The organism is Variovorax sp. PAMC 28711 (genome assembly GCF_001577265.1).
Lineage (GTDB): Bacteria > Pseudomonadota > Gammaproteobacteria > Burkholderiales > Burkholderiaceae_C > Variovorax.
In genome coordinates this window covers 2,735,584-2,760,315 of record NZ_CP014517.1, presented here as the reverse complement: position 1 = coordinate 2,760,315, position 24,732 = coordinate 2,735,584, and the positions used below count along the sequence as shown (strand labels likewise).

Annotated in this window: 19 protein-coding genes and 1 pseudogene; 2 read left to right on the top strand and 18 right to left on the bottom strand. The window is 67.0% G+C overall.

Features of this window, described 5'->3' with window-relative positions; genetic code table 11:
• Positions 1 to 9: 9 nt before the first annotated feature.
• The 16 genes and pseudogenes from AX767_RS13375 to AX767_RS13310 all read right to left on the bottom strand — a co-directional run bounded on the left by AX767_RS13375 (position 10) and on the right by AX767_RS13310 (position 20,211).
• Positions 10 to 1,512 (bottom strand): YdgA family protein, encoded by a 1,503-nt coding sequence (locus AX767_RS13375; RefSeq protein WP_068631790.1) that lies wholly within the window; start codon positions 1,510 to 1,512, stop codon positions 10 to 12.
• A gap of 100 nt (positions 1,513 to 1,612) precedes the next feature.
• Complete coding sequence (gene uvrA / locus AX767_RS13370; RefSeq protein ID WP_068631789.1) at positions 1,613 to 7,357, bottom strand: excinuclease ABC subunit UvrA; 5,745 nt, start codon at positions 7,355 to 7,357, stop codon at positions 1,613 to 1,615.
• A 105-nt stretch (positions 7,358 to 7,462) separates the two neighbouring features.
• Positions 7,463 to 7,615 carry a hypothetical protein gene (locus AX767_RS21605; protein ID WP_168164827.1) on the bottom strand — a complete coding sequence of 51 codons (153 nt, stop codon included), beginning with the start codon at positions 7,613 to 7,615 and terminating at the stop codon, positions 7,463 to 7,465.
• A 114-nt stretch (positions 7,616 to 7,729) separates the two neighbouring features.
• Complete coding sequence (locus AX767_RS13365; RefSeq protein WP_068631788.1) at positions 7,730 to 9,424, bottom strand: MFS transporter; 1,695 nt, start codon at positions 9,422 to 9,424, stop codon at positions 7,730 to 7,732.
• Positions 9,425 to 9,573: 149 nt separating this feature from the next.
• Positions 9,574 to 10,215, bottom strand: coding sequence for a 2-hydroxychromene-2-carboxylate isomerase (locus AX767_RS13360; RefSeq protein WP_068631787.1), 642 nt, complete (start codon positions 10,213 to 10,215; stop codon positions 9,574 to 9,576).
• A complete protein-coding gene (locus tag AX767_RS22175) occupies positions 10,212 to 10,349 on the bottom strand; it encodes a DUF1289 domain-containing protein (protein WP_335338858.1) in 138 nt (45 codons plus the stop codon). The genes AX767_RS13360 and AX767_RS22175 overlap by 4 nt, the downstream gene beginning before the upstream one ends.
• Before the next feature lie 60 nt (positions 10,350 to 10,409).
• Positions 10,410 to 10,895: pseudogene (locus AX767_RS22170) on the bottom strand (YbaK/EbsC family protein); the annotation flags it as partial.
• 104 nt (positions 10,896 to 10,999) lie between these two features.
• Positions 11,000 to 11,392, bottom strand: coding sequence for a VOC family protein (locus tag AX767_RS13350; protein ID WP_068631785.1), 393 nt, complete (start codon positions 11,390 to 11,392; stop codon positions 11,000 to 11,002).
• A gap of 37 nt (positions 11,393 to 11,429) precedes the next feature.
• Entirely contained in the window at positions 11,430 to 12,380 is a 951-nt protein-coding gene (locus AX767_RS13345) for a hydroxymethylglutaryl-CoA lyase (RefSeq protein ID WP_068631784.1), read from the bottom strand.
• Between the two features lie 22 nt (positions 12,381 to 12,402).
• Complete coding sequence (locus tag AX767_RS13340; RefSeq protein WP_068631783.1) at positions 12,403 to 13,338, bottom strand: 2-hydroxyacid dehydrogenase; 936 nt, start codon at positions 13,336 to 13,338, stop codon at positions 12,403 to 12,405.
• Entirely contained in the window at positions 13,338 to 14,234 is an 897-nt protein-coding gene (locus tag AX767_RS13335) for a DUF4349 domain-containing protein (protein ID WP_237288454.1), read from the bottom strand. Before AX767_RS13335 ends, AX767_RS13340 begins: the two co-directional genes overlap by 1 nt.
• Positions 14,235 to 14,314: 80 nt before the next feature.
• Positions 14,315 to 16,318 carry an acetyl-CoA carboxylase biotin carboxylase subunit gene (locus AX767_RS13330; RefSeq protein WP_068631781.1) on the bottom strand — a complete coding sequence of 668 codons (2,004 nt, stop codon included), beginning with the start codon at positions 16,316 to 16,318 and terminating at the stop codon, positions 14,315 to 14,317.
• Positions 16,311 to 16,982, bottom strand: coding sequence for a DUF4126 domain-containing protein (locus AX767_RS13325; RefSeq protein ID WP_068631780.1), 672 nt, complete (start codon positions 16,980 to 16,982; stop codon positions 16,311 to 16,313). Before AX767_RS13325 ends, AX767_RS13330 begins: the two co-directional genes overlap by 8 nt.
• Positions 16,979 to 17,773 (bottom strand): enoyl-CoA hydratase/isomerase family protein, encoded by a 795-nt coding sequence (locus tag AX767_RS13320; protein ID WP_068631779.1) that lies wholly within the window; start codon positions 17,771 to 17,773, stop codon positions 16,979 to 16,981. The genes AX767_RS13325 and AX767_RS13320 overlap by 4 nt, the downstream gene beginning before the upstream one ends.
• A 295-nt stretch (positions 17,774 to 18,068) precedes the next feature.
• A complete protein-coding gene (locus AX767_RS13315; protein ID WP_068631778.1) occupies positions 18,069 to 18,581 on the bottom strand; it encodes a DinB family protein in 513 nt (170 codons plus the stop codon).
• Positions 18,582 to 18,588: 7 nt separating this feature from the next.
• Positions 18,589 to 20,211: a carboxyl transferase domain-containing protein gene (locus AX767_RS13310; RefSeq protein ID WP_068631777.1), complete on the bottom strand. Its 1,623-nt coding sequence runs from the start codon at positions 20,209 to 20,211 to the stop codon at positions 18,589 to 18,591.
• An 80-nt stretch (positions 20,212 to 20,291) separates the two neighbouring features.
• Here AX767_RS13310 and AX767_RS13305 point away from each other — a divergent pair, with 80 nt between their 5' ends.
• Complete coding sequence (locus AX767_RS13305; RefSeq protein WP_068631776.1) at positions 20,292 to 20,702, top strand: nuclear transport factor 2 family protein; 411 nt, start codon at positions 20,292 to 20,294, stop codon at positions 20,700 to 20,702.
• Between the two features lie 32 nt (positions 20,703 to 20,734).
• Here the strand turns inward: AX767_RS13305 and AX767_RS13300 are convergent, their stop codons facing one another.
• On the bottom strand, positions 20,735 to 22,399 hold the full coding sequence (locus tag AX767_RS13300) for an AMP-binding protein (RefSeq protein ID WP_068631775.1): 1,665 nt from the start codon (positions 22,397 to 22,399) through the stop codon (positions 20,735 to 20,737).
• Positions 22,400 to 22,409: 10 nt separating this feature from the next.
• Positions 22,410 to 23,582, bottom strand: a complete 1,173-nt coding sequence (locus tag AX767_RS13295; RefSeq protein ID WP_068631774.1) for an isovaleryl-CoA dehydrogenase — start codon at positions 23,580 to 23,582, stop codon at positions 22,410 to 22,412.
• Between the two features lie 108 nt (positions 23,583 to 23,690).
• Here AX767_RS13295 and AX767_RS13290 point away from each other — a divergent pair, with 108 nt between their 5' ends.
• On the top strand, positions 23,691 to 24,731 hold the full coding sequence (locus AX767_RS13290) for an AraC family transcriptional regulator (RefSeq protein WP_068631773.1): 1,041 nt from the start codon (positions 23,691 to 23,693) through the stop codon (positions 24,729 to 24,731).
• Position 24,732 lies beyond the last annotated feature (1 nt).

The following is a 24,732-nucleotide window of genomic DNA, read 5'->3' as shown; positions in this document are numbered from 1 at the left end:
CCGAGCATCTCAGCGCTGTTGCCGCCGCCGTGGTTGCGCCGGCTCGGCGCCCAGCCCCAGCGGGTTGAACGGCCGGCCGTTGACCGTGATGGCGCCTGCGGCGTATTTCAGCTCGGCAGTGACATCGGCGGCGCCCTCGACCAGCCACCCCTGGGCAGTGAAGTTTCCGAGCAGCGCCTTGGCCGAGGCGATCGATTCGGCCGGCTTGTCGCCCGCGCCCGCGAAAAGCGGCACCCACGATTTCGGCATCTTCATCGAGGCGTTGCCCTCAATCTGTTGCGCCAGCGCGAGCATGAGAAAGGCTGGCGGCAGATCGGCGGGCGCGGGCGCCGCGCCGGTGGGCAGCGTGACACCGAGGCTGAACTCGCCCGTCTCGACACCGATGGTCGCCTTCAGTCTGCTGCGAAACGAGGGCCCGGCTTGCACCACTGCGTTCAGCGCCTGCGCGATGGCGGCACTCTGCGCGTCGGTCGGCGCTTCGGCCGCCGGTGTTGCCGACGCTTTGAACAGCGCCTGCTCCAGCGCTTTCAGTGCCTCGCCATTGAGTTGCGTCAAGGCCATCGCGTAATCGAAACGGTCGATCGGTTTGCCCGCCAGGGTGCCGCGACCGGTGGCGGTTTGCTCGACGTCGAACAGCGCTCCGGTGGCGCGGGTGGTGCTGGCGAGCTGGACGCCGTCGAGTTCGAACATCGCCTTCGGCGCATCTCCGCGGGCCATGCTGAGGTGCTTGATCGTGCCGGAAGAGGTCCCGGCGCCGAACGCGGCCGTTCCGTTCACGGGCACCTCGGAATCGAAGCGGGCGGTCATGCCCTCGATCTGCAAACGGACGGCATCGCGAGTGCGCGCACCGGCGGCTTCGTCGGCATCGGTTTTGGGCGCTGCTTCGATGCTCAGCTGCGGCCAGTCGAAATTGCCTTCGACATGCCGGCCGTCGCCCGCACCATTGAAGCGGAAGTCGAGTTGTTGCCACTTGGCCCGACTCGCGCCGTCGGCGAATTCGCCCGCCGGCAGCACGAAGGTCCCGTCGTAGCCGCCGCCGAAATGGACCACGGTGCGCAGGCGCGGCGGCTCGACTTTGTCGAACACTGCGCGCTGTGCCGGCGTCCCGGCGTCGATCTTGCCCAGACGCGACGCGATCAGTGCGATGGCAGGCCACCAGCCGGCCAGGGGGCCGTGCTGGATGTGGTTGTCGATGGTGATGACCAGCGGCTTTTGCAGCGCTGGCGGCGTGGGCGGCGCAGCTTGCGCATCGGGGTCCGCTTCCGCTTCGGCCGTGGGTGGCGAGGGAACGGTCAGGGTGATCTGCGCCTCGGAGGTGAACATACCGCGCTGGTAGCTGCGCGTGATCTGGGTGCCAGGCTGCAGCGACCCGATGGCGGACAGTTGCTGGTCGAGTGCTGCGTTGTAGCGTGACTCGATCTGCCCGCCCAGCCAGTGGCTGGTGCCGGCGTAGGCCAGCCCCGCGACGAGGACAACGGCGACAACAGGAACGACAGGTTTTGATTTGCGCATGGCTCGAGCTTAGTTGAAAGCTGCGTGCCAGATGCTATCGAAACAATAGCTGTATGCGCCCGTCCCACGGGCGCTACAGCCCTTTTTGCTTGAATTTTTCTCAGCGCGCCAGCACCGGCGCCAGCGCCACGCCAGTGTGCGTCCCCAGCCGCACCACTTCTTCCGGCGGTGCCGCGGCCACGATGCGCCCGCCGGCGTTGCCGCCTTCGGGGCCGAGGTCGAGGATCCAGTCGGCTTCGGCGATCACGTCGAGGTCGTGCTCGATCACCACCACGCTGTGGCCGCCGTTCACCAGCCGGTGCAGCACATGAATGAGCTTCTCGACGTCGGCCATGTGCAGGCCGACGGTCGGCTCGTCGAGCACGTACAGCGTATGCGGCGGCTTCTGGCCGCGGCGCGTGATGTCGTCGCGCACCTTGCTCAGCTCGGTGACGAGCTTGATGCGTTGCGCCTCGCCGCCGCTCAGCGTCGGCGACGGCTGGCCCAGCGTGAGATAGCCGAGCCCCACGTCCTTGAGCAGCTGCAGCGGATGGCTGATGTTGGGCATGGCCGCGAAGAAATCGACCGCCTCGTCGACCTCCATCTGCAGCACCTCGCCGATGCTCTTGCCGCGCCAGCTGACCGCCAGCGTCTCGGGGTTGAAGCGCGCGCCGTGGCACACCTCGCAGGGCACCTTCACGTCGGGCAGGAAGCTCATCGCGATGGTGCGGATGCCCGCGCCGTCGCAACCCGGGCAGCGACCTTCGCCGGTATTGAAGCTGAAGCGCGCCGGGCTGTAGCCGCGCGCCTTCGCCTCCAGCGTGTCGGCGAAGAGTTTGCGGATGGTGTCCCAAAAACCGATGTAGGTCGCGGGGCAACTGCGCGGTGTCTTGCCGATCGGTGTCTGGTCGACTTCGAGCACGCGGTCGATGGTTTCATAGCCCTCGACGTCGCTGCAGCCGGCCCACTTCGCGCGCTTGCCGGCGGCGTCGTTGTCGCGTCCGGCCTTGGTCATGCGCTGCACGACGATCGCATAGACGTTGGCCAGCAGCACGTCGCGCGCCAGCGTCGACTTGCCCGAGCCGCTGACGCCGGTGACGACCACCAGGCGGTGCAGCGGCAGCGTGGCGGTCACGTCCTGCAGGTTGTGCAGGTCGGCGCCGCGCACGGTGAGCCAGCCAGCCGCATCGGGCGCGGGCGGCGGCACGTCGCGTCGCGGCTGCAGCGGATGCCGGATGGCGTCGCGCAGGTAGCGCCCGGTCTGCGAATCGGCCGCCGCTTCGATGTCCGCCACCGAGCCTTCGGCGACGAGCCGGCCACCGCGCTTGCCCGCGCTCGGGCCGATGTCGATGATGTGGTCGGCGCGACGGATCGTGTCCTCGTCGTGCTCCACCACCACCAGCGTGTTGCCTTTCTCGCCGAGCTTGTGCAGCGCGTCGAGCAGGATCTGGTTGTCGCGCGCGTGCAGGCCGATGGTCGGCTCGTCGAGCACGTAGCACACGCCCTGCAGGTTGCTGCCCAGCTGTGCCGCGAGGCGGATGCGCTGCGCTTCGCCGCCCGACAGGGTCGGCGCGCCGCGGTCGAGCGTGAGGTAGCCGAGCCCGACCTCTTCGAGGAATTCGAGCCGGCTCTTGATCTCCGGCACCAGGTCGCGGGCGATCTCCGCCTCGCGGCCGACCAGTTCCAGCCCCTCGAACCACTGGCGCACCTCGACCACGCTCATGCGCGCGAGCTGCGTGATGCCGATGCCGCCCTTGCCCTCGAACACCGAGGCCCCGAAGCTCACGGCGCGTGCCGTCGCGTTCAGTCGCGTGCCTTCGCAGGTCGGGCACGCCACGTCGCCGACGTCTTCGGCTTCCGGCTCGGCGAAAGTCTGCTCGCGGCCCTTCTGGTCGTCGGCCAGCACCGAGTCGTCGTAGACCTTGCGCTGGTCCTTGCTGAGCTTGACGCCCGTGCCCACGCAGTCGGGGCACCAGCCGTGCTTGCTGTTGTACGAGAAGAGGCGCGGGTCGAGTTCGGTGTAGCTCGTGCTGCACACCGGACACGCACGCAGCGTCGAGAACACGCTGACGCGGCCGATGCCCGCCGTCGACACGCCGGCCCTCATCGCGGCGCGCAAGCCTGTGAGTTCGCTCAACACGTGGACCACGCCCTTGCCGTGCTCCAGCGCCTTCGTGAGCGCCGCGCGCAGTTCGGCCGCGTTCTGCGGCGACACGTCGAGGCTGGCCACCGGCAGCTCGATGCTGTGCTCCTTGAAGCGGTCGATGCGCGGAAAGCCTGTCGTCGGCAGGAAGGCGCCGTCCACGCGCAGGTGCGTGTAGCCGCGCGGCCGCGCCCAATCGGCCAGTTCGGTGTAGACGCCCTTGCGGTTGCTCACCAGCGGCGCCAGCAGGCCGATGTGCTGGCCCTTGAAGTTCTTCAGCAGTTGCGCGGCGATGCTGTCGGGCGTTTGCGGTTGCACGGCAGCGCCGTCGAAGATGCAGTGCTGGATGCCGAGCTTCACGTACAGGAGCCGCAGGAAATGCCAGACCTCCGTCGTCGTGCCCACCGTGCTTTTGCGCCCGCCGCGCGACAGGCGCTGCTCGATCGCCACGGTCGGCGGAATGCCGTACACCGCGTCGACCTCGGGCCGCCCTGCGGGCTGCACGATGCTGCGCGCGTAGGCATTGAGCGATTCGAGATAACGGCGCTGCCCTTCGTTGAAGAGGATGTCGAAGGCCAGCGTCGACTTGCCCGAGCCGCTCACGCCCGTGACCACGCTGAACTTGCCACGCGGGATGTCGACGCTGAGGTTCTTCAGGTTGTGCTCGCGCGCGTTCACGATCTGAATCGCGTGGCGGCCCGGCGCGTCCGATGCGGCGCTGCCGACGTAACGCCGCGCGGCGCGCTCGGCCACCTTGTACGCGTCGGGGCCGATCGCGAGTTCATAGTCGGCCAGCGCCGCACCGGTGAGCGATGCGCGGTTCTCGCGGATCGATTCGGGCGTGCCTTCGGCCACCACCTGCCCGCCACCCTCGCCGCCCTCGGGGCCGAGGTCGATCAGCCAGTCGCTGGCGCGGATCACGTCGAGGTTGTGCTCGATCACGACCAGCGAATGGCCCGCATCGAGCAGCTTGCGCAGCGCACGCATGAGGCGCGCGATGTCGTCGAAGTGCAGGCCGGTGGTGGGTTCGTCGAACAGGAAGAGCGTGCCCTTGCGCGCGACCGCCTGCTTGCTGGCCGTCGCGTTCTTCGCGGCTTCGGCCAGGAAGCCGGCGAGCTTCAGGCGCTGCGCCTCGCCGCCGCTCAACGTCGGAACCGGCTGCCCGAGCTTCACGTAGTCGAGCCCCACGTCGACGATGGGTTGCAGCACGCGCAGCACGTCGCGGTCGGCATCGAACAACGTCGCGGCTTCGGCCACCGTGAGGTCGAGCACGTCCGCCACGTTGAAGTGGCGGCCCTTCCGCTCGATCGTCACTTCGAGGATTTCGGGGCGGTAGCGCTTGCCGTCGCAATCGGGGCAGCGCAGGTACACGTCCGACAGGAACTGCATTTCCACATGCTCGAAACCCGAGCCGCCGCAGGTCGGGCAGCGCCCGTCGCCGGAATTGAAGCTGAACTTGCTGGCCGTGTAGCCGCGTTGGCGCGAGAGCGCTGCCGTCGCGAAGATCTCACGCAGTGCGTCCCAGGCGCCCACGTAGCTCGCCGGATTGGAGCGCGCCGTCTTGCCGATCGGCGACTGGTCGACGAAGACCACGTCGCCCAGGTGATCGGCACCGAGCAGGCGGTCGAAGGCGCCGGGGCTTTCGGTGGTCTTGCCGAAGTGGCGCATCAGCGCGGGCGCGAGCACGTCCTGCACCAGTGTCGACTTGCCGGAGCCGCTCACGCCGGTGATGCACACCAGGCGCGCCAGCGGGATCTCGACCGTGATGTTCTGCAGGTTGTGCTCGCGCGCGCCTTCGAGGATGAGCCGGTGCGTGTTCTCGCTCACCAGCCGCTTGAAGCCCATGCCGATCTTCTTGCGGCCACCGAGGTAGTTGCCGGTGAGCGTATCGGCATCGCGCAGCTGGTCGGTGGTGCCGTCGAACACGATCTGGCCGCCGCGGATGCCGGGGCCCGGGCCCATGTCGATCACGCGGTCGGCCGCCAGCATCACGGCCGGATCGTGCTCGACCACGACCAGCGTGTTGCCCGCGTCGCGCAAACGCAGCATGGCCTCGGTGATGCGGTTCATGTCGCGCGGGTGCAGGCCGATGCTGGGCTCGTCGAGCACGAAGAGCGTGTTGACCAGCGAGGTGCCGAGCGCTGTCGTCAGGTTGATGCGCTGCACCTCGCCGCCGCTCAACGTGCGGCTCTGCCGGTCGAGCGTGAGGTAGCCGATGCCGACGTCGTGAAGGTAACGCAAGCGCGTGGTGATCTCTTCGAACAGCAGCTTGAGCGCCTGGGCGTCGCCCTCGCTCGCCGGCGTGCCGTTGCCGTGGTGTTCGACGCGGTCGAAGAAGCGGCGCAGCCGCTCGATCGACAGCATCATCAGATCGTGCAGGCAAAGACCTGGCAATGCTTCGAGCTGCGCGCGCGACCACTTGGCGCCGACCGGCATGAAGCGCTTTCCGGGCGGCAGCACCGCGTCGGCGTCGTCCTTGCTGCCGATGCGCCACAGCAGGCTTTCGAGCTTGAGCCGCGCGCCGGCGCAGGTCGGGCATGGCGTGTAGCTGCGGTACTTCGACAAGAGCACGCGGATGTGCATCTTGTAGGCCTTGCTCTCCAGGTAGCCGAAGAAACGCTTGACGCCGTACCACTGCTGGTTCCACTTGCCCTTCCAGTTGGGCGAGCCCTCGATGACCCAATGCTTCTGCTCGTCGGTGAGCTTGGCCCAGGGCGTGTCGCGCGGAATGCCGGCCGCTTCGGCGTGGCGCATCAAGTCGTCCTGCGCCTCTTTCCATGCCGGTGTCTGGATCGTCTTGATCGCGCCGGCGCGCAGCGTGAGCTTGTCGTTCGGGATGACGAGGCCGAGGTCGACGCCGATCACGCGACCGAAGCCCCGGCAGGTGTCGCAGGCGCCCACCGCCGAGTTGAACGAGAACATCGACGGGATCGGGTCAGCGTAGCGGATGTCGCTCTCGGGGCAATGGAGCCCGGTCGAAAACTTCCAGACCTCCGGCTCGCCGCCCTCTTCGGCCGCCAGCGCATAGACCGTGAGGCGGCCCGCGCCGCGCTTGAGCGCCGTCTCGATCGCCTCCAGCACGCGAACGCGTTCCGTCCCCGCCACGCGGAAGCGGTCGGCCACCACGTCGAGCACCTTGCGCGGGCCCGTCGGCGTGGCGACTTCGCGCTCGGCCTGCACGCGCGTGAAGCCGCTGGCCGACAGCCACTGGGTGACTTCATCGGCGGTCGTCGTCGCGGGCAGCTCCACCGGGAAGGTCAGCACCACGCGCGGGTCGCCGGCGCCCGCCGCGCGGTCCGCCAGCGCGGCGTAGATGGAGTCGGGCGAGTCGTGCCGCACCGGCAGCGCCGTTTCGCGGTCGAACAGCGCCGCGGCGCGTGCGTAGAGCAGCTTCAGGTGGTCGTTGAGCTCGGTCATCGTGCCGACCGTGGAGCGCGACGAGCGAACCGGGTTGGTCTGGTCGATGGCGATGGCCGGCGGCACGCCTTCCACCTTGTCGACTGCCGGCTTGTCCATGCGATCGAGGAACTGGCGCGCATAGGCCGAGAAGGTCTCGACGTAGCGGCGCTGGCCCTCGGCATACAGCGTGTCGAACACCAGGCTCGATTTGCCCGAGCCGCTCGGGCCGGTGACCACGGTCATCTCGCCTGTGCGGATGTCGAGGTCGAGGTTCTGGAGGTTGTGCTGGCGTGCGCCGCGGATCCGGATGGAGCCCTGTGTCATGTGTACCTTGGGGGGTGGGGCAGACATTCTAGGAACAGCACCGCGACCGCCGTGTGGCAGGGTCTTGCGCGGCCGGGTGTCAGCCGGCGTCCCGTACCGGGCGGATTACTTGGGCGCGGCGGATGCGGCCGGCTCGGGCGTGTGCGTGGCCTCGGTGCCGTGCTTCTCACCGGACATGTCGATCGAATCGCCGCCCTTGGCGATGACGAACAGCGCGATGGCGGCAAAGACGACGAAACCTACGACGATTTTCCACATGGTCTTGTCTCCTGGATTGAATGCTCGAGAAAAAGGCCTCAGCCCGCGTGCCGCAGGGCGTGAAGCCTTTTTGTCGAGCAGAGGGCGCAGGCCCTCCGCGTCGGTCAGCGTCGATCAGTCGTTCGCGTAGATGTCGATGTCCTTGGTTTCGCGGATGAACAGCGTACCGATCACGAGCGTCATGCCCGCGATGATGATCGGGTACCAGAGGCCGTTGTACATGTTGCCGGTGCTGGCCACGATGGCGAAGGCGGTGGTGGGCAGCAGGCCGCCGAACCAGCCGTTGCCGATGTGGTACGGCAGGCTCATCGAGGTGTAGCGGATGCGCGTCGGGAACATTTCGACCAGCATCGCGGCGATCGGACCGTAGACCATCGTCACCAGCAAGACGAGCCAGAACAGGAGCACGATCATCATCACCTTGTTCATCTTGGCAGGATCGGCCTTGGTCGGATAGGTCGCGAGCTTCAGGTCCTCCGACATGGTCTTCTTGAATGCCGCGATTTCCTTGGCGGACGCTTCGTCGAACTTCAGGTTGACCACGTTGCCCACCGGTGCTTCCACCGACTTGTCGCCGATCTTGACCGAGGCCTTCGAACCTGCCGGGCCGGCAATGTTCTCGTAGCTCACGGAGTTCTGCACCAGGTAGCGCTTGGCGATGTCGCACGAGCTCTTGAAGTCGATTTCACGCGCGACCGGGTTGCCCTGGAAGGAGCAGGTCGCCGGATCGGCGGTGACCACCACGCCGGCCGTGGCTTGCGCCCTGGCCAGATCGGGGTTGGCGGCTTCGGTCAGCATCTTGAAGACCGGGAAGTAGGTCACCACGGCGAGCAGGCAGCCGGCCATGATGATCGGCTTGCGGCCGATCTTGTCCGAGAGCGAGCCGAACACCAGGAAGAACGGCGTGCCGAGCAACAACGCGGCAGCGATCATCAGGTTGGCGGTGGTGCTGTCCACCTTGAGCTGCTGCGTCAGGAAGAACAGCGCGTAGAACTGGCCCGTGTACCAGACCACGGCCTGGCCGGCGGTCAGGCCGACGAGGGCCAGGATCACGATCTTGAGGTTCTTCCAGTCACCGAAGGATTCGGAGAGCGGTGCCTTGGAGGTCTTGCCTTCGGCCTTCATTTTCTGGAAAGCCGGCGACTCGGAGAGCGACAGGCGGATCCACACCGAAATGCCCAGCAGCAGCACCGACACCAGGAACGGAATGCGCCATCCCCAATCGGTGAATGCGGCCTCGCCCATGACCGTGCGCACGCCGAGGATGACGAGCAGGCTCAGGAACAGGCCGAGCGTGGCGGTGGTCTGGATCCACGAGGTGTAGGCACCGCGCTTGCCGTGCGGCGCGTGTTCGGCCACATAGGTGGCCGCACCGCCGTACTCGCCGCCGAGCGCGAGGCCCTGCAGCATGCGCAGCGCGATCAGGATCACGGGTGCCGCGACACCGATGGTCGCGTAACTCGGCAGGAGACCGACGATAAAGGTCGACAGGCCCATGATCAGGATCGTGATCAGGAACGTGTACTTGCGTCCGATCATGTCGCCGAGCCGACCGAACACGATGGCGCCGAACGGCCGCACCAGGAAGCCCGCCGCGAAGGCCAGCAGCGCGAAGATGAAGGCCGCGCCGGCGTCCAGACCGCTGAAGAACTGCTTGGCGATGATCGCTGCGAGCGAGCCGTACAGATAGAAGTCGTACCACTCGAAAACCGTGCCGAGGGAAGAAGCGAAGATGACCTTCTTTTCCTCGGCGCTCATCGGCCGCGGGGCCGGATGCGGGTTCCCTTTGGAATCCAGGGTGGCTGCCATTGCGTCGTCTCCTAAAAAGTATGCGACCCGTCGAACGAGGCCGTGCAGCATTCTTGAAGGATCGACTGACCCGAGACTTGCGCCAAACTGAATCGGCGCTGACGACTCAAGGGGAAACCCGCGCAGCAGGTTTCAGAATGCAATAAATGTCAACGATTCTGGCGGACGAGGCCCGGACGCTCCGCGGCACCCGACCAGGCCGGGCTGTCGAACCACGCGTCGCCGTCGAGGTACGCGCGCAGCATCGCGAGGCCGTCGAAGCCCCAGAAGAGCTTGTCGTCGACCGCATACGCCGGCACACCGAAGACGCCGCGCGCGAGCGCTTCATCGGTGTTCGCTTTCAGCTGTGCCTTCGCCTCGGCGCCGTTGCCGTCGCGCACCGTGTCGAGCGCTTCGGCCAGGCCTGCCAGCCGCACCGCATCGCCCATCTCGGCACCGCCGCGCCACACCTCGTGGAAGATCATCTCGGCCACGTAGCGGCTGATCGCGGCGCCCGACGACGTGGCGAGCGCCAGCCGCAGATGCGGCAGCGGGTTGAAGGGATGCGTCGCCGGCATCTCGAGCGGCACGCCGTGCGCGTGGCCGAGCCACAGCACATGGCGGTAAGTCCACGCGCGCTTGGACGCGATCTCGGCCGGGCCGAGCTGGCCGTTGGCCTTGAGCATCGCGCCGAACAGCACCGGCTTGTAGGCCACGGTGTAGCTCAGGCCTTCGAGCGTCTCGGGCAACTTTTCGAACGCGAGGTAGGCGTAGGGCGAGATGAAGTCGAGATAGAAAGTGATGTGCTTCACGAGGCCGTCTCCGAAAGTCTTTGCGCAATGCGCCCCCACACCACGCGCTTGTCATCGTCCGACATGCGGCTCCAGCCCGCGATCTCGGGAATCGTGCGCGCGCAGCCTTCGCACAGCGCCGTCGCGGCCACCATCCGGCAAACGGAAATGCACGGCGAGCGCACGGCCACCGTGTGCAAGGGGTCGGGAACGCTCACCACGTCCGCCACCGGGGCGCCGGTCAGGCGTTCGAGGTCTTGCGGCGCCAGGCGCACCACCGCATGGGGATGACCGGCCGCAGCCCACACTTCAGTGAAGCGGAACAGTTCACGGTCGATCAGCGTGACTGGCGGCGTGGCATGGGCGAACGGCGAAACGCCGCCGATCGAGAAACCCGTCTTCGCCTTCACGAAAGCCGCGTCGGCGCGGCCGGTCGTGCCGACGATGGCGTCGACCTTGCGCTCGTCCACGCGCTGGTCGCCCGAGGTGATGACCAGCACCGCCGCGTCATCGCTCTTGCGCCTGAAGACGATGCTCTTGGCAATCTGCCCGACGGCCACGCCGAGCGCATCGGCCGCCTGCTGCGCGGTGCGCGCCGCGTCGTCGAGCATGCGCGGCATGTGCGGATGCCCGTCGTCCTGCAGGCTGCGCGCGACACGCTGTACGGTTTGGGGGAGGGAATGGAGTTCAGCGCCGCACATAAGAAGCAGAGTAAGGCTTGTTCTCTCTCCCTGTCGGAAACCGGCAACAGACGCGCGCAGCGATCAGGGATGGAGGTCGATGAAGTGTGCCTTGCGTGGCCGTGTTACTTGACGCGAAAGATGGCACACAGCTTGTGGCCATCCGGATCACGCACGTAGCCAAGATGCACGTCGCCCGCGGGGCCCGACCGCAGGCCCGGCGCGTCTTCGATCGACTCGCCACCATGGGCGACCGCGACGTCGTGGAACGCCTTGACTTGCGCTGCGGAATTGCAGCGAAAGCCGATCGTTCCGCCGTTGGCCGCAGCCGCCGGCTCGTTATTGATAGGTTGGCTCAGACCGAAAGTGCTTCCGTCATGGCGATAGAACAGCCGGACGTGCCCCGTCGCCGCGACGTTGCGAACCGGCTCGCCCGCCCCCAGAACGCCCAGGACAGCGTCGTAAAAGCGCTTGGAGCGCTCGATGTCATTGGATCCGAGCATGACGTGGTTCAGCATGATGTGGCGAGGGTGTGAGGGTTAAAAGCTGCAGATGCTAAGGCTTTGGGCCAGGCCGCGCTTCTTGCTCACCAGCCAGCTTGGTGCGAATCGCTTTCGACGCACGCGAATTCGGCTCGCGCCCCAGTGCCTGGCTGATGTACACGCCCGCCTCGATCAGCTTGTTCAGATCAATGCCGGTGTCGATGCCCATGCCATGCAGCATGTACACCACGTCCTCGGTCGCGACATTACCGGTCGCGCCCTTGGCGTACGGGCAACCGCCAAGACCTGCGCAAGACGACTGGAAGTTCCAAACGCCGAGCTCGAGCGCCGCCAGCGTGTTGACCAGCGCCTGGCCGTAGGTGTCATGGAAATGACCAGAGATGTGGTCGACGTCGAAATGTGCCAGCGTCGCCTCCATCGCGGCCTGCACCTTGACCGGCGTGCCGGTGCCGATGGTGTCGGCCACATCCACGCGCTGGATGCCGATGCCGGCCATGAGTTGCGCAAGGTAGCCGACCTTGGCAGGCGCGATCTCGCCTTCGTAGGGGCAGCCGACGGTACAGCTCATCGCGCCGCGCACCGCAATGCCTTTGTCCAGCGCGGCTGCCACCACGGGCGCAAAACGTTCGATGCTCTCGGCGATCGAACAGTTGATGTTCTTCTGACTGAAGGCTTCGCTGGCGGCGCCGAAAACCACGATCTCGTCGGGCCACTCGTCGCGGGGCGCCGCGATGGCGGATTCAAAGCCCTTCATGTTCGGTGTGAGTACCGAGTAGCGCACACCCGGCTTCCGGGCGATACCACGCATCACCTCGGCGTTGTCGCCCATCTGCGGTACCCACTTGGGGCTCACAAAGCTCGTGACCTCGATCTCGGTCAGGCCTGCATCCTGCAGACGGTGAACGAGCCCGATCTTGATGTCGGCAGGCACCGGCTGCTTTTCGTTTTGCAGGCCGTCGCGAGGGCCGACGTCGATGAGCTGGACACGGGTGGGGAGTTTCAAGGGGATCTCCTGATAGGGAATTTCAGTAGCCGCGCTGCGGATCGACCAGCCCCGGCAAGTCGGCGAATGCAGCGCCCGCTTCGACGGCCCGGATTTTCCCGGCGATCTGCACAATCGACTCTTCACGCAGCGTGCGCGCGGACGCATGCGGCGTGACCGTGATCTTCGGGTGGCGCCAAAACGGATGATCGGGCGGCAGCGGCTCGGTTTCGAACACATCCAGCGTGGCGCCGGCCAGCGGGCCCTCCTCCAGCAGCGCCAGAAGGTCTTCGTTGACCAGATGCGCGCCGCGCGCGACGTTGATGACATAGCCACCCGGCGCACCGCCATTCAGCTTGAGCAAGGTCTCGCGGTTCATCACGCCGCGCGTGTCGGGCGTGAGCGGCAGCAGACACACCAGCACACGGCTCGCCGCCAGAAACTCATCGAAGCCTTTGGCACCCGAGAAGCACTGAACGCCACCGACCTGGCGCGGCGAGCGGCTCCAGCCGTTCACCGGAAAGTCGAACTGCCCCACAGCTTTTGCGACCCGCTCGCCCAGCACGCCGAGTCCCATCACGCCCACCGGAAAATCACGGCGCAGGCGCGGCTTGCGATAACTCCATTTGCCCTCGCGCGCATCGGCCTCGTACACATCCAACTCGCGCACATGGCGCACCAGCGCATGGCAGACGTACTCGGCCATCTGAACTGACATGCCGGCATCATCGAGCCGAACGATGTGCGTGGTGGGCGGCACGCGGAGCTGGAGCAGCGCATCGACCCCGGCACCGATGTTGAACAGGCCGCGCAGCGTCGGCTGCTCGTCGATGAACTGCTGCGGCGGCGCCCACACCACGGCGTGGTCGGCCGGTGGCGCGCCCGCGGCCCACACCGCAATATCGGCCCCCGGCAGCTCGCGCTGCAAGCCCTCAACCCAGGCATCCGGCCGTTCGGGCATCCAGACAGCGATACGCATCAATCAATCCTTTTTTGGGTACGGGCGCGACGGCGCCACAGCAGGCGCCCCACCCACAACACCGGCACCGCCAGCAGCAGCCACGGCAGGGCGACGGCGACGAAAGTAATCAGGGCACCAACGCTTTCGGCCAGCACGGCACCCGCGTTGCGCAGCGCACCGCGAATCGGGCTGTAACTGGTGCCGCCGACCAGCACGCGCTTGGCGGCGAAGTTGATCGTCAGGTGTTGCTTGCTGGTCTGCTGCTCGAGCACCTTGCGCTGCGTGGCGCCGCTGTCGAGTTGAGCTTGCGTGTCGGCCAGCGTGCTCTGGATGGACAGGATGTCGCCCAGGTCGCGCTTGGTCTTGCTGTCGGCCAGCATCGCGCGCAGGCTGTCGCGGAACTCGGTGCGGTTCTTGATGTGCGCTTCGACATCGATCACCTCGGCCGTCTTGTCTTCGCTCGTGGTGTTGTGAGAGACCACCTGCGCCACGCCGGAGAGACCACCGAGCAAGGCTTCAACATCGGCCGGAAGCACGCGCATTTCGAGCGACGCATGGCCGGGCTGCTGAGGGGTTTCGCGTTGCAGCGCCGACGAGAGCAGCTCGCAGCGCAGCGTGCCGCACAGGTCGCGCACCGTTGCCCAGGCGGCAGGGAGCTGTTCGGACGTCACTTCCGCCGACAAATCGTGGCGCACCGCAAGAAAGCGCTGGGCCGGCGGCTCGGCGCCCGGTGCCGCGGATTCGGCCATCACGCTGCGCGCACGTTCGCCGCCGGCCGCCTTGGAGAGGCTCGCGCGACTCGCACCCATCGCTGGCGCTGGCGCTGGCGCTGGCATGGGTGGCACCTCGTTCCGAGTGCACCCGATCGTCAGGGCCAGCAACAGCACGGCTGCGGTGCGGGAAAGGGGAAGCATCGAGAATTTCATGGGGACCGCAGTCTAGTGATAAAGATCCCAGTGATACGGGCCACAGCCTGATTCGGGGTCAAGGCACGTCACCCAGCCTTCGCCATCCGCAACAACTCGGCGCCTTCGGTGACCTGATCGCCCGGCGCGAACATGAGTTCTTCCACCATGCCGTCAGCCGGCGCGGCGATGGTGTGCTCCATCTTCATCGCTTCCATCACGGCGAGCGCCTGCCCACGGCTGACCTTGTCGCCCGCCTTCACCGAGAACGACACCACCTTGCCCGGCATCGGCGCCGTGAGACGACCGCCTTCGGCCTGGGCGTCGCCGGCGTGCGCGAGACGGTCGATCGTCACGATCCGAGTCGCACCTTCTGCCGCGAAGACGTGCGCGGTGGCCTGACGCTCGTACACGTCGAGCGTGTGGCGCGCGCCGTTGAAAGACACTTCGATCCGGCCTTCGGGCAAGCGGCCGATCTCGAGGGCGCCCGACACGCCGCCCACGTCGAGCGTGAGCGCGCCGTCGTGCAGATAGCGCAGCGTGGCAGTCTGCGGCTCGCCGCGAAATTCGAAGGCGAACACGCGCGCGGTGACGCCGAGCGAGCGCCAGCCGTCGCGGCGGCTGAACGGGTCGCCGTCCTGCATCGCGCGCTCGTCGAGCAGCGTGCGCGCGACCGACGCGGCCGCGGCCAACGGCAGGCCGAGCGGCTCGCGGTCGAACAGCACGGCGCGCTCGCGCTCGATGAGCGCGGTGTCGAGCTTCGCGTGGGCGAACGAGTCGGTCGCGAGGATGCCGCGCAGGAACTGCACGTTGGTCTGCACGCCGACGATGTGCACCTGCGCGAGGGCGGTGTCGAGCCGCGCCAGCGCTTCGGCGCGGGTGGCGCCGTGCACGATGAGCTTGGCGATCATGGAGTCGTAGAACGGCGAAATTTCGCCGCCCTCGCGCACGCCGTCGTCGATGCGAACGTCGCCGCGCTGGAAGGCCGTGTGCTGCGCCGGCTTGCGGTACACGTGCAGCGTGCCGGTGGCGGGCAGGAAGTTCTTGTCGGGGTTCTCGGCGCAAATGCGCGCCTCGATCGCGTGGCCGTGGATCTGCAGCTGGTCCTGGCGGAGCGGCAACGGCTCGCCCGATGCGACGCGCAGCTGCCATTCAACGAGGTCGAGCCCGGTGATGGCTTCGGTGACCGGATGCTCGACCTGCAGGCGCGTGTTCATCTCCATGAAGAAGAAGTTCATCTCGCCGCCATCGCGTTGCTCGACGATGAACTCCACCGTGCCCGCGCCGACGTAGTTCACCGCCCTGGCCGCGGCCACCGCGGCCGCGCCCATCTCTGCGCGCATCGCTTCGGTCATGCCGGGCGCGGGCGCTTCTTCGAGCACCTTCTGGTGGCGGCGTTGCACCGAACAGTCGCGCTCGAAGAGATAGACGCAGTTGCCCTGCGTGTCGCCGAACACCTGGATTTCGATGTGACGCGGGCGCTGCACGTATTTTTCGATGAGCACCGCGTCGTCGCCGAAGCTGTTGACGGCTTCGCGCTGGCACGATGCGAGCGCGGCCGCGAAGTCTGCGGCCTTCTCGACCGCGCGCATGCCCTTGCCGCCGCCACCCGCGCTGGCCTTGATGAGCACGGGGTAGCCGATGCGATCGGCCTCGCGTTGCAGCAGCGCCGGGTCCTGGTCGTGGCCGTGGTAGCCGGGCACCAGCGGCACGCCGGCCTTCTCCATCAGCTGCTTGGATTCGGCCTTCAGCCCCATCGCCTTGATGGCCGAGGGCGGCGGCCCGATGAAGGCGATGCCGGCGGCGGCGCAGGCTTGCGCGAAGGCTTCGTTCTCGCTCAGGAAGCCGTAGCCCGGGTGCACGGCTTCGGCGCCGGTCGCCTTGGCGGCCTCGAGGATTTTCTCCCAGCGCAGGTAGCTGTCTTTGGGCGCGCTGCCGCCGACATGCACCGCTTCGTCGCAGGCGCGAACGTGGTTGGCGTTCGCATCGGAGTCGGAATAGACGGCGACGGTGCGCACGGCCATGCGGCGCGCGGTGGCGGCCACGCGGCAGGCGATCTCGCCACGGTTGGCGATGAGGATCTTCTTAAACATGAGGGGTGTCTCCCGGAGGATTTTTCTTGAACTGGAACGCCGACGTCACGCCCGGATCGGGCTGGCCGCTGAAGATGCGCCGCACGCGACCGAACAGCCCGCGCAGAAAGCGCCAGCTCTTGCGGATGAGCCAGACGCTCAGCACCAGCACGATCACGAAGAGCACGCCGAACGCCAGCGGATGCGCGACCGCCAGCCACAGACTGACCGGCACCATCGTGTCTTCGACCAGCGAGGCGCCGACGTTGGTGAACGGTTCGGGCGAGGTGTTGATGGCGGCGCGCGTGGTCGCCTTGGCGGTGTGCGCGGTTGCGGCCAGCCCGCCGCCGATGAGCGCGGCCACCAACGCCATGGCCGTGTGGTCGGCACCGAACACGCCGGCTGCGAGCGCCGCACCGGCGGGCACGCGGATCACCGTGTGGACCATGTCCCAGAGCGAGTCGAGCCCCGGGATCTTGTCGGCGAAGAACTCGACGAACACCATGAAGCCGGCCGCTGCGAGCACCACCGGATGCGCCAGCATCTGCAGGCCTCCGGGCAGCGGCATCCAGCCGAAGTAGCCGGCCATGCCGGTCAGCAACACCACGAGGTAGAGCCGCACGCCGCTGGCCCAGCCGATCGCGCCCGCGAGCGCGAGCAACTGGGGCATGTCGAGGGTGGTCATTTCGGCACCAGCCAATCGGGCTTGCGCTTCTCGAGAAAGGCTTTCACGCCTTCGCGGCCTTCGTCGCTGGCGCGGATGTCGGCAATGCCTTCGACGGTTCGCGCGATCAGCGCGTCGTCGATGTCGCGACCCGCGACGTCGGCGATGAGTTGCTTGCACGCCCGCACGGCGGCGGGGCTGGCACCGATCAGCGCCTTCACCATGTCATCGACCTTGGCATCGAGCGCATCGGCGGCGACCACTTCGTGCACGAACCCGATGCGGTGCGCCTCGGCAGCAGCGAAGCGCTCGGCCGTCAGGAAGTAGCGCTGCGACGCGCGTGCGCCCATCGCGCGGATCACGTACGGGCTGATGGTCGCGGGAATGAGGCCGATCTTGACTTCGCTCAGGCAGTACCCCGCGGTGTCGACGCTCACCGCCATGTCGCATGCGGCAACCAGGCCCATGCCGCCCGCATACACGTCACCCTGCACGCGCGCGATGGTGGGCTTCGGGCACTCGGCCATCGTGCGCAGCATCTCGGCCAGCTTGCCCGCGTCGGCGAGGTTCTCGTCGCGCGTGTAGTCGGCCATGCGGCGCATCCAGTTCAGGTTGGCACCTGCGCAGAAGGCCGGGCCGTTGGCGCCGAGCACGATCGCCTTGACCCGCGCCGCCGCACCGGCCTCCGTGAAAGCTTGCGTCAGCTCGGCGATGACGATGTCGTCGAAGGCGTTGCGCGTGTCGGGCTGGTCGAGCCAGATGCGGGCGACAGCGCCTTCGATGGTGAGCTTGAGTTTGGTGAAGTCGGTCATGTCGTTTCTTTCTCTGGGCGCTTCTGTTCGGGGCGCTTCTGCTCTGGGCGCGTGCACAGGCCACCGGGTACTCCCCTCCGCGAATGTCCCCCGCCTTCGGCTCCTCCTTTATTTCGCTGCGGGGAGCACCCGATACCCTGCGCACGTGGACGCGGTGGGGCGGTGCAGCGGTCGATCAACCAAGGCGCGTCCGGATCGCGTCGATGGTGTGCTCTGCGCAGCGAAATAAAGGAGGAGGCCGCAGGCCGGGGGACATTCGCGGAGCAGAGTACGCCGTCGGCGTGATTCCGTCCCGTCATGCCGGTGATCTCGTGTCGATTTGCAGAAGACTCGCCCAGTCGAGCGAGGGCCCGGGATGGCCCATCGCGGTCACGCCCGCCGTGATCTGGCCCCGGTGATGGGTCGCGTGATTGAAGACGTGGCCGAGCGCCGGCGCGAAAGGAATGCGCGCGGCCACGCCATCGGTGCGGGTGTAGACGAGATCACCGTCCAGACGTGTGGCCTCCATCGCCTCGACCCACGGCGCCCAACGGTCTACCGCAGCCGCCAGCGCCGCACAGAGAACGGCACGGTCGGCGTGAAGTTCGGCATCGAGTGCGATGCGCAACGAAGGCTTTTCCGCAAAGCGCGCGTACCAGATCGTGTCGGCCACGAGCAGGTGGTTCACCGTGCGGTGCACCGATCCGAAGAACAGGCGCAGGTCGCGATGCCACTCTTCGTCGCTCAACTGAGCAAGGTCCAACAGCAACCTGTGCGTGGCCCACGCGTGATAGCGCGCGAGACGGGTGAAGTAGTGCGCGATTTGCATGCGCCGATCACATCCGGAAGATGCCGAACTTCGGCTCGGGAATCGGCGCGTTGCGGGATGCGGCCAGCCCCAGCGCCAGCACGCGCCGCGTGTCGGCCGGGTCGATGATGCCGTCGTCCCAGAGGCGAGCGGTCGCGTAATACGGGTGGCCCTGGTCTTCGTACTGCTGGCGCAGCGGCGCCTTGAAGGCCTCTTCTTCTTCCTTACTCCAACTGCCGCCCTTGCCCTCGATGCCGTCGCGCTTGACGGTGGCCAGCACGCTCGCGGCCTGCTCGCCGCCCATCACGCTGATGCGCGCGTTGGGCCACATCCAGAGGAAGCGCGGACTGAAGGCGCGGCCGCACATGCCGTAGTTGCCGGCGCCGAAACTGCCGCCGATGATGATGGTGAACTTCGGCACGTTGGCCGTGGCCACCGCCGTCACCATCTTGGCGCCGTGGCGCGCGATGCCTTCGTTCTCGTACTTGCGGCCGACCATGAAGCCGGTGATGTTCTGCAGGAAGACCAGCGGGATCTTGCGCTGGCAGCACAGCTCGATGAAGTGCGCGCCCTTCTGCGCCGATTCGCTGAAAAGAATGCCGTTGTTGGCGACGATGCCCACGGGCATGCCCTCGATCTCGGCGAAGCCGCAGACCAGCGTGGCGCCGAAGCGCTGCTTGAACTCGTGGAACTCGCTGCCGTCGACGATGCGGGCGATGATCTCGCGCACGTCGAAGGGCTTGCGCGTGTCGGTGGGGATCACGCCGTACAGCTCTTGGCGCGAGAACGCCGGCGCACGCACATCCGGGTGCGGCGCCTCGGTAGCATCCTTGCGGTTGATGTTCGCAATGGCCGAGCGCGCCAGCGACAGCGCATGCAGGTCGTTCTGGGCCAGATGGTCCACGACGCCCGACAGGCGCGTGTGCACATCGCCGCCGCCCAGGTCTTCGGCCGTCACGACCTCGCCGGTGGCCGCCTTCACCAGCGGCGGGCCGCCCAGGAAAATCGTGCCCTGGTTCTTCACGATGATCGACTCGTCGCTCATCGCCGGCACGTAGGCGCCGCCGGCCGTGCACGAGCCCATGACCACCGCGATCTGCGCGATGCCCTGCGCGCTCATCTGCGCCTGGTTGTAGAAGATGCGGCCGAAGTGGTCGCGGTCCGGAAAGACCTCGTCCTGGTTCGGCAGGTTGGCGCCGCCCGAGTCGACCAGGTAGATGCAGGGCAGGCGGTTCTGCTCGGCGATCTCCTGGGCGCGCAGGTGCTTCTTGACGGTCAGCGGGTAGTAGGTGCCGCCCTTCACCGTCGCGTCGTTGCAGACGATCATGCAGTCGACGCCGCTCACGCGACCGATGCCGGCGATCAGGCCCGCGCCCGGCGCCGACTCCACGCCCTTGGCGTCGAGGTACATGCCGTAGGCCGCGAGCGGTGCGATCTCCAGAAACGGCGTGCCCGGGTCGAGCAGCTCGGCCACGCGGTCGCGCGGCAGCAGCTTGCCACGTGCGACATGCTTGGCCCGTGCCGCTTCACCACCGCCGGCCTCGACCTTCGCGAACTGCGCGTGCAGGTCGTCCACGAGCGCGCGCATCGCGGCGGCGTTGGTCTGGAACTCCGCCGAACGGGCATTGAGTTTCGATTCGAGTTTGCTCATCTTGAGTTTTCCAAAGCAGAAATGAAGATCGCCGCTGGCAAAATCTGCCGCGCCCCCCAACCAACGAGAGACACCGTTCCATGACCACAGCCATCCCGCGCACGCCGCAAGCCTTCAATGCCGCGAGCGCCAGCGCCGAAGAAGCCGCCGTGTGCGAGCCGATCGAGCAGTACTTCCGGGGCCACGCCAACGACGACGTCGCCTTCATGCGCCAGGCGTTTCTGCCGACGGCGCACATCGAGTCGATGCGCGAGGGCGTCTTCACCTCCTGGCCGCGTGAGACCTATGGCGAGCGCTTCAAGGGGACGCCGGCCGCGGACGAGGCGACGCGCCGCCGCACCATCGACTGGATCGATGTTCACGGCAACGCCGCCTGCGCCAAGATCACGCTGGTGCACGGCGCCACCACCTTCACCGACTACTTCGTGCTGCTCAAGACGGCCGAGGGCTGGAAGATCGCCAACAAGGCCTTCCACGGCCAGCCGACCTGAGCCGCACGGTGCCGCCGATGTGAAAGACGACGTCACGCCGTCTTCTCCTCGTCCAGCCCGAGCTGGGTTTTCATCGCGTCGCGAATCTTGAATTTCTGGATCTTGCCGGTCACCGTCATCGGGAATTCGGCGACGAACTGGATGTATTTCGGCACCTTGTAGTGCGCGATCTGGCCCTTGCAGAAATCGCGCACTTCGTCTTCGGTGGCGGTCTGGCCCGGCTTCACGATGATCCAGGCGCACAGCTCCTCGCCGTACTTCTTGTCGGGCAGGCCGACCACCTGCACATCCTGCACCTTGGGATGGCGATACAGGAATTCTTCGATCTCGCGCGGGTAGATGTTCTCGCCGCCGCGGATCACCAGGTCCTTGATGCGCCCGACGATGTTGACGTAGCCCGCGTCGTCCATCGTGGCGAGGTCGCCGGTGTGCATCCAGTGCTCGGCGTCGATGGCCTCGCGCGTCTTGGGCTCATCGTCCCAGTAGCCGTGCATGACCGAGTAGCCGCGGGTGAGCAGTTCGCCCGACTGGCCGCGCGGCATGACCGCGCCGGTCTCCGGATCGACGATCTTCACTTCGAGGTGCGGCTGCACCGTGCCGACGGTTGACACCCGCTTGTCCTGCGGTGTGTCCGTGCTGCTCTGGCAGCTCACCGGCGACGTTTCGGTCATGCCGTAGGCGATGGTGATTTCGCGCAGGCTCATCTGGTCGACTACGCGTTTCATCACCTCGGTCGGGCACGGCGAGCCGGCCATGATGCCGGTGCGCAGCGTCGACATGTCGAACTCCTTGAAGCGTGGATGGTCGAGTTCGGCGATGAACATCGTCGGCACGCCGTGCAGGCCGGTGCAGCGCTCGGCCTGCACCGTCTCCAGCACGGTGAGCGGATCGAAGCCGTCGTTCGGGTAGACGATGGTCGCGCCGTGCGTCAGCACGGCGAGGTTGCCCAGCACCATGCCGAAGCAGTGGTACAGCGGCACCGGAATGCAAAGCCGGTCTTCCGGCGTGAGCTTCATGCACTCGCCGATGAAGAAGCCGTTGTTCAGGATGTTGCGGTGCGTGAGCGTCGCGCCCTTGGGGAAGCCGGTGGTGCCGCTGGTGAACTGCACATTGATCGGATCGGTCGCTTTCAGCGTGGCGCCGACCTGAGCGATGCGCGCATCGGCCGGGTCGCCGCTCGCGAGCAGGGCCGAGAAACGCTGCATGCCGGGCTGGTCCGCGTCGCCGGTCTTGTCGATCCACACGATGTTCTTCAGCAGCGGCAGGCGCGTCGGGCCGAGCTCGCGCAGCATGCCGAGGTAGTCGCTCGTCTTGAACTGCGCCATCGTCACCAGCGCCTTCACGCCGACCTTGTTGAGCGCGTATTCAACTTCCGATGTTCGGTACGCCGGGTTGATGTTGACGAGGATCACGCCGACCTTCGCCGTCGCGATCTGCAGCAGCACCCACGGCACGTTGTTGTGCGACCAGATGCCGACGCGATCGCCGGGCACCAGGCCCAGGCCCAACAAAGCGCTCGCGAGGCGATTCGATTCGGTCTGCAGCTGGCGGTAGGTGAAGCGCTGCGCCTCGTGTCGACTCACCAGCGCCTCGCGGTCCGGCTGCCCGGCCACCCTGTCGTCGAAAAAATCGCCAAGCGTTCGCTCGATCAGCGGGACGTCGGTGGCGCCCTTGGCGTGGCTCAGGCTCGCTGCCATGGTGCGGTCCTCAGGAGGTTTCTGCGAACAGCTCGCGGCCGATCAGCATGCGGCGCACTTCGCTCGTGCCCGCACCGATCTCGTAGAGCTTGGCATCGCGCCACAACCGCTCGACCGGGAAGTCCTTGGTGTAGCCCACGCCGCCCAGCGCCTGGATCGCCTCGCCGGCCATCCAGGTCGCCTTCTCGGCCGAATAGAGGATGGCGCCGGCCGCGTCCTTGCGGAAGGTGCGCGCATGGTCGTTGCGATCGCAGGCCTTGCCCACGGCGTACACGTAGGCGCGCGTGGCCTGCCAGGTCGAGTACATGTCGGCGAGCTTGCCCTGCATCAGCTGGAATTCGCCGATGCTCTGGCCGAACTGCTTGCGCTCGTGGATGAAGGGCAGCACCGCGTCCATGCAGGCCGCCATGATGCCGAGCGGGCCGCCCGAGAGCACCGCGCGTTCGTAGTCGAGGCCGCTCATCAGCACCTTCGCGCCCATGCCTTCGCCGCCCAGCACGTTCTCCTCGGGCACCTCGCAGTTGTCGAAGAAGAGCGGGTAGGTGTTGCTGCCGCGCATGCCCAGCTTGTCGAGCTTGGTGCCGGCCGAGAAGCCCTTGAAGTTCTTCTCGACGATGAAGGCCGTCATGCCGCGGGCGCCCATCTCGGGTTCGCTCTTGCCGTAGATGACCAGCGTGTCGGCGTCGCCGCCGTTGGTGATCCACATCTTGCTGCCGTTGAGGACGTAGTAGCCGTCCTTCTTTTCGGCGCGCAGCTTCATGCTGACCACGTCGGAACCCGCATTGGGCTCGCTCATCGCCAGCGCGCCGACGTGCTCGCCGCTCACCAGCTTGGGCAGGTACTTTTTCTTCTGCGCCTCGGTGCCGTTGCGATGAATCTGGTTCACGCACAGGTTGCTGTGCGCGCCGTACGACAGGCCGACGGAGGCCGAGGCCCGCGACACCTCCTCCATCGCCACGATGTGCGCGAGGTAGCCGAGTTCGGTGCCACCATATTCCTCTTTCACCGTCATGCCGTGCAGGCCGAGGTCGCCGAGCTTTTTCCACAGGTCGTGCGGGAACAGGTTGTCGGCGTCGATGGCGGCCGCGCGCGGCGTAATTTCGTTCGCGCAGAAGTCCTGGATCGCGTCGCGCAGCGAATCGATGGTGTCGCCCAGATCGAAGTTCAGGCCGGGATCGTGCATGGGGTTGTCTCCTCTGAGGGGGTCGGCAAACCTTGCAGCTTACGCCTCACTGCGCCGCAATTGGCGCCACAATGGTTGCAAATTCCGCCACCATTTCTCAGCTCGCTCATGGCATCGCCCGCCTTTCTCAGTCCAGCCCGCGCCGTCACGCCCATGGCGTTCGTGCGAGCGATCGTGCATGGCTACGCACGGCATCGGGTCGATCCGGCCGAGGCGCTGCAGCAGGCACAGATCGCGCCGCGCGATCTCGCCCGTGTCGCCGCACGTGTGACCGCTGCCCAGTTCGAGACGTTGAATGCGCACGCGATGCAGGAGCTGGACGACGAGGCGCTCGGCTGGTTCAGCCGCAAACTGCCTTGGGGCAGCTACGGCATGTTGTGCCGCGCGTCGCTCGGGTCGCCCGATCTCGGCGTGGCGATCAAGCGCTGGTGCCGCCACCACCGGCTGCTGACCGACGACATCGCGCTCGAGCTGCAGGTGGCGGGTGGCGTCGCGACGCTGTCAATCACCGAGCAGTGCGAGCCCGACCCCGCGCTGCGCGAGTTCTGCCTGGTGTCGAGCCTGCGCTTCCTGCACGGCTATGCCTGCTGGGCCATCGACTCGCGCATCTCGCTGCGCAAGGCCAGCTTCCCTTTTGCCGCGCCGCCGCACCGCGATGTGTATCCGCTGATGTTCACACCCGACCTGCGCTTCGGCGCCGCGCGCGCCAGCTTCAGCTTCGACGAGCGCTACCTCGCATTGCCGTTGCAACGCGACGAGCGCGCCCTGCGCACCATGCTCCGGCGCGCGCTGCCCCTGACGGTGTTGCAGTACCGGCGCGACCGACTGCTCGGCCAGCGGGTGCGCGAGCTGCTGCGCACGCATGCCGAACAGACCGGCAACGCCGAGGCGCTGGCCGTCTTGCTGAACGTGTCGAGCCGCACGCTGCACCGGCAGCTGAAGGACGAAGGCACGTCCCTTCAGGCCCTGAAAGACGAAGTGCGGCGGGAGCAAGCCCAGCAGCAACTGCAGCGCACCGACAAGCCGATCAAGCAGATCGCGCTGGCCGTCGGGTTTCGCAACGAGAAGAGTTTTTCGCGCGCGTTTCGCGGCTGGACGGGCGAGACGCCCGGTGCGTTCAGGCAGCGTGTCGCGACCGGTGGCGCCTGAC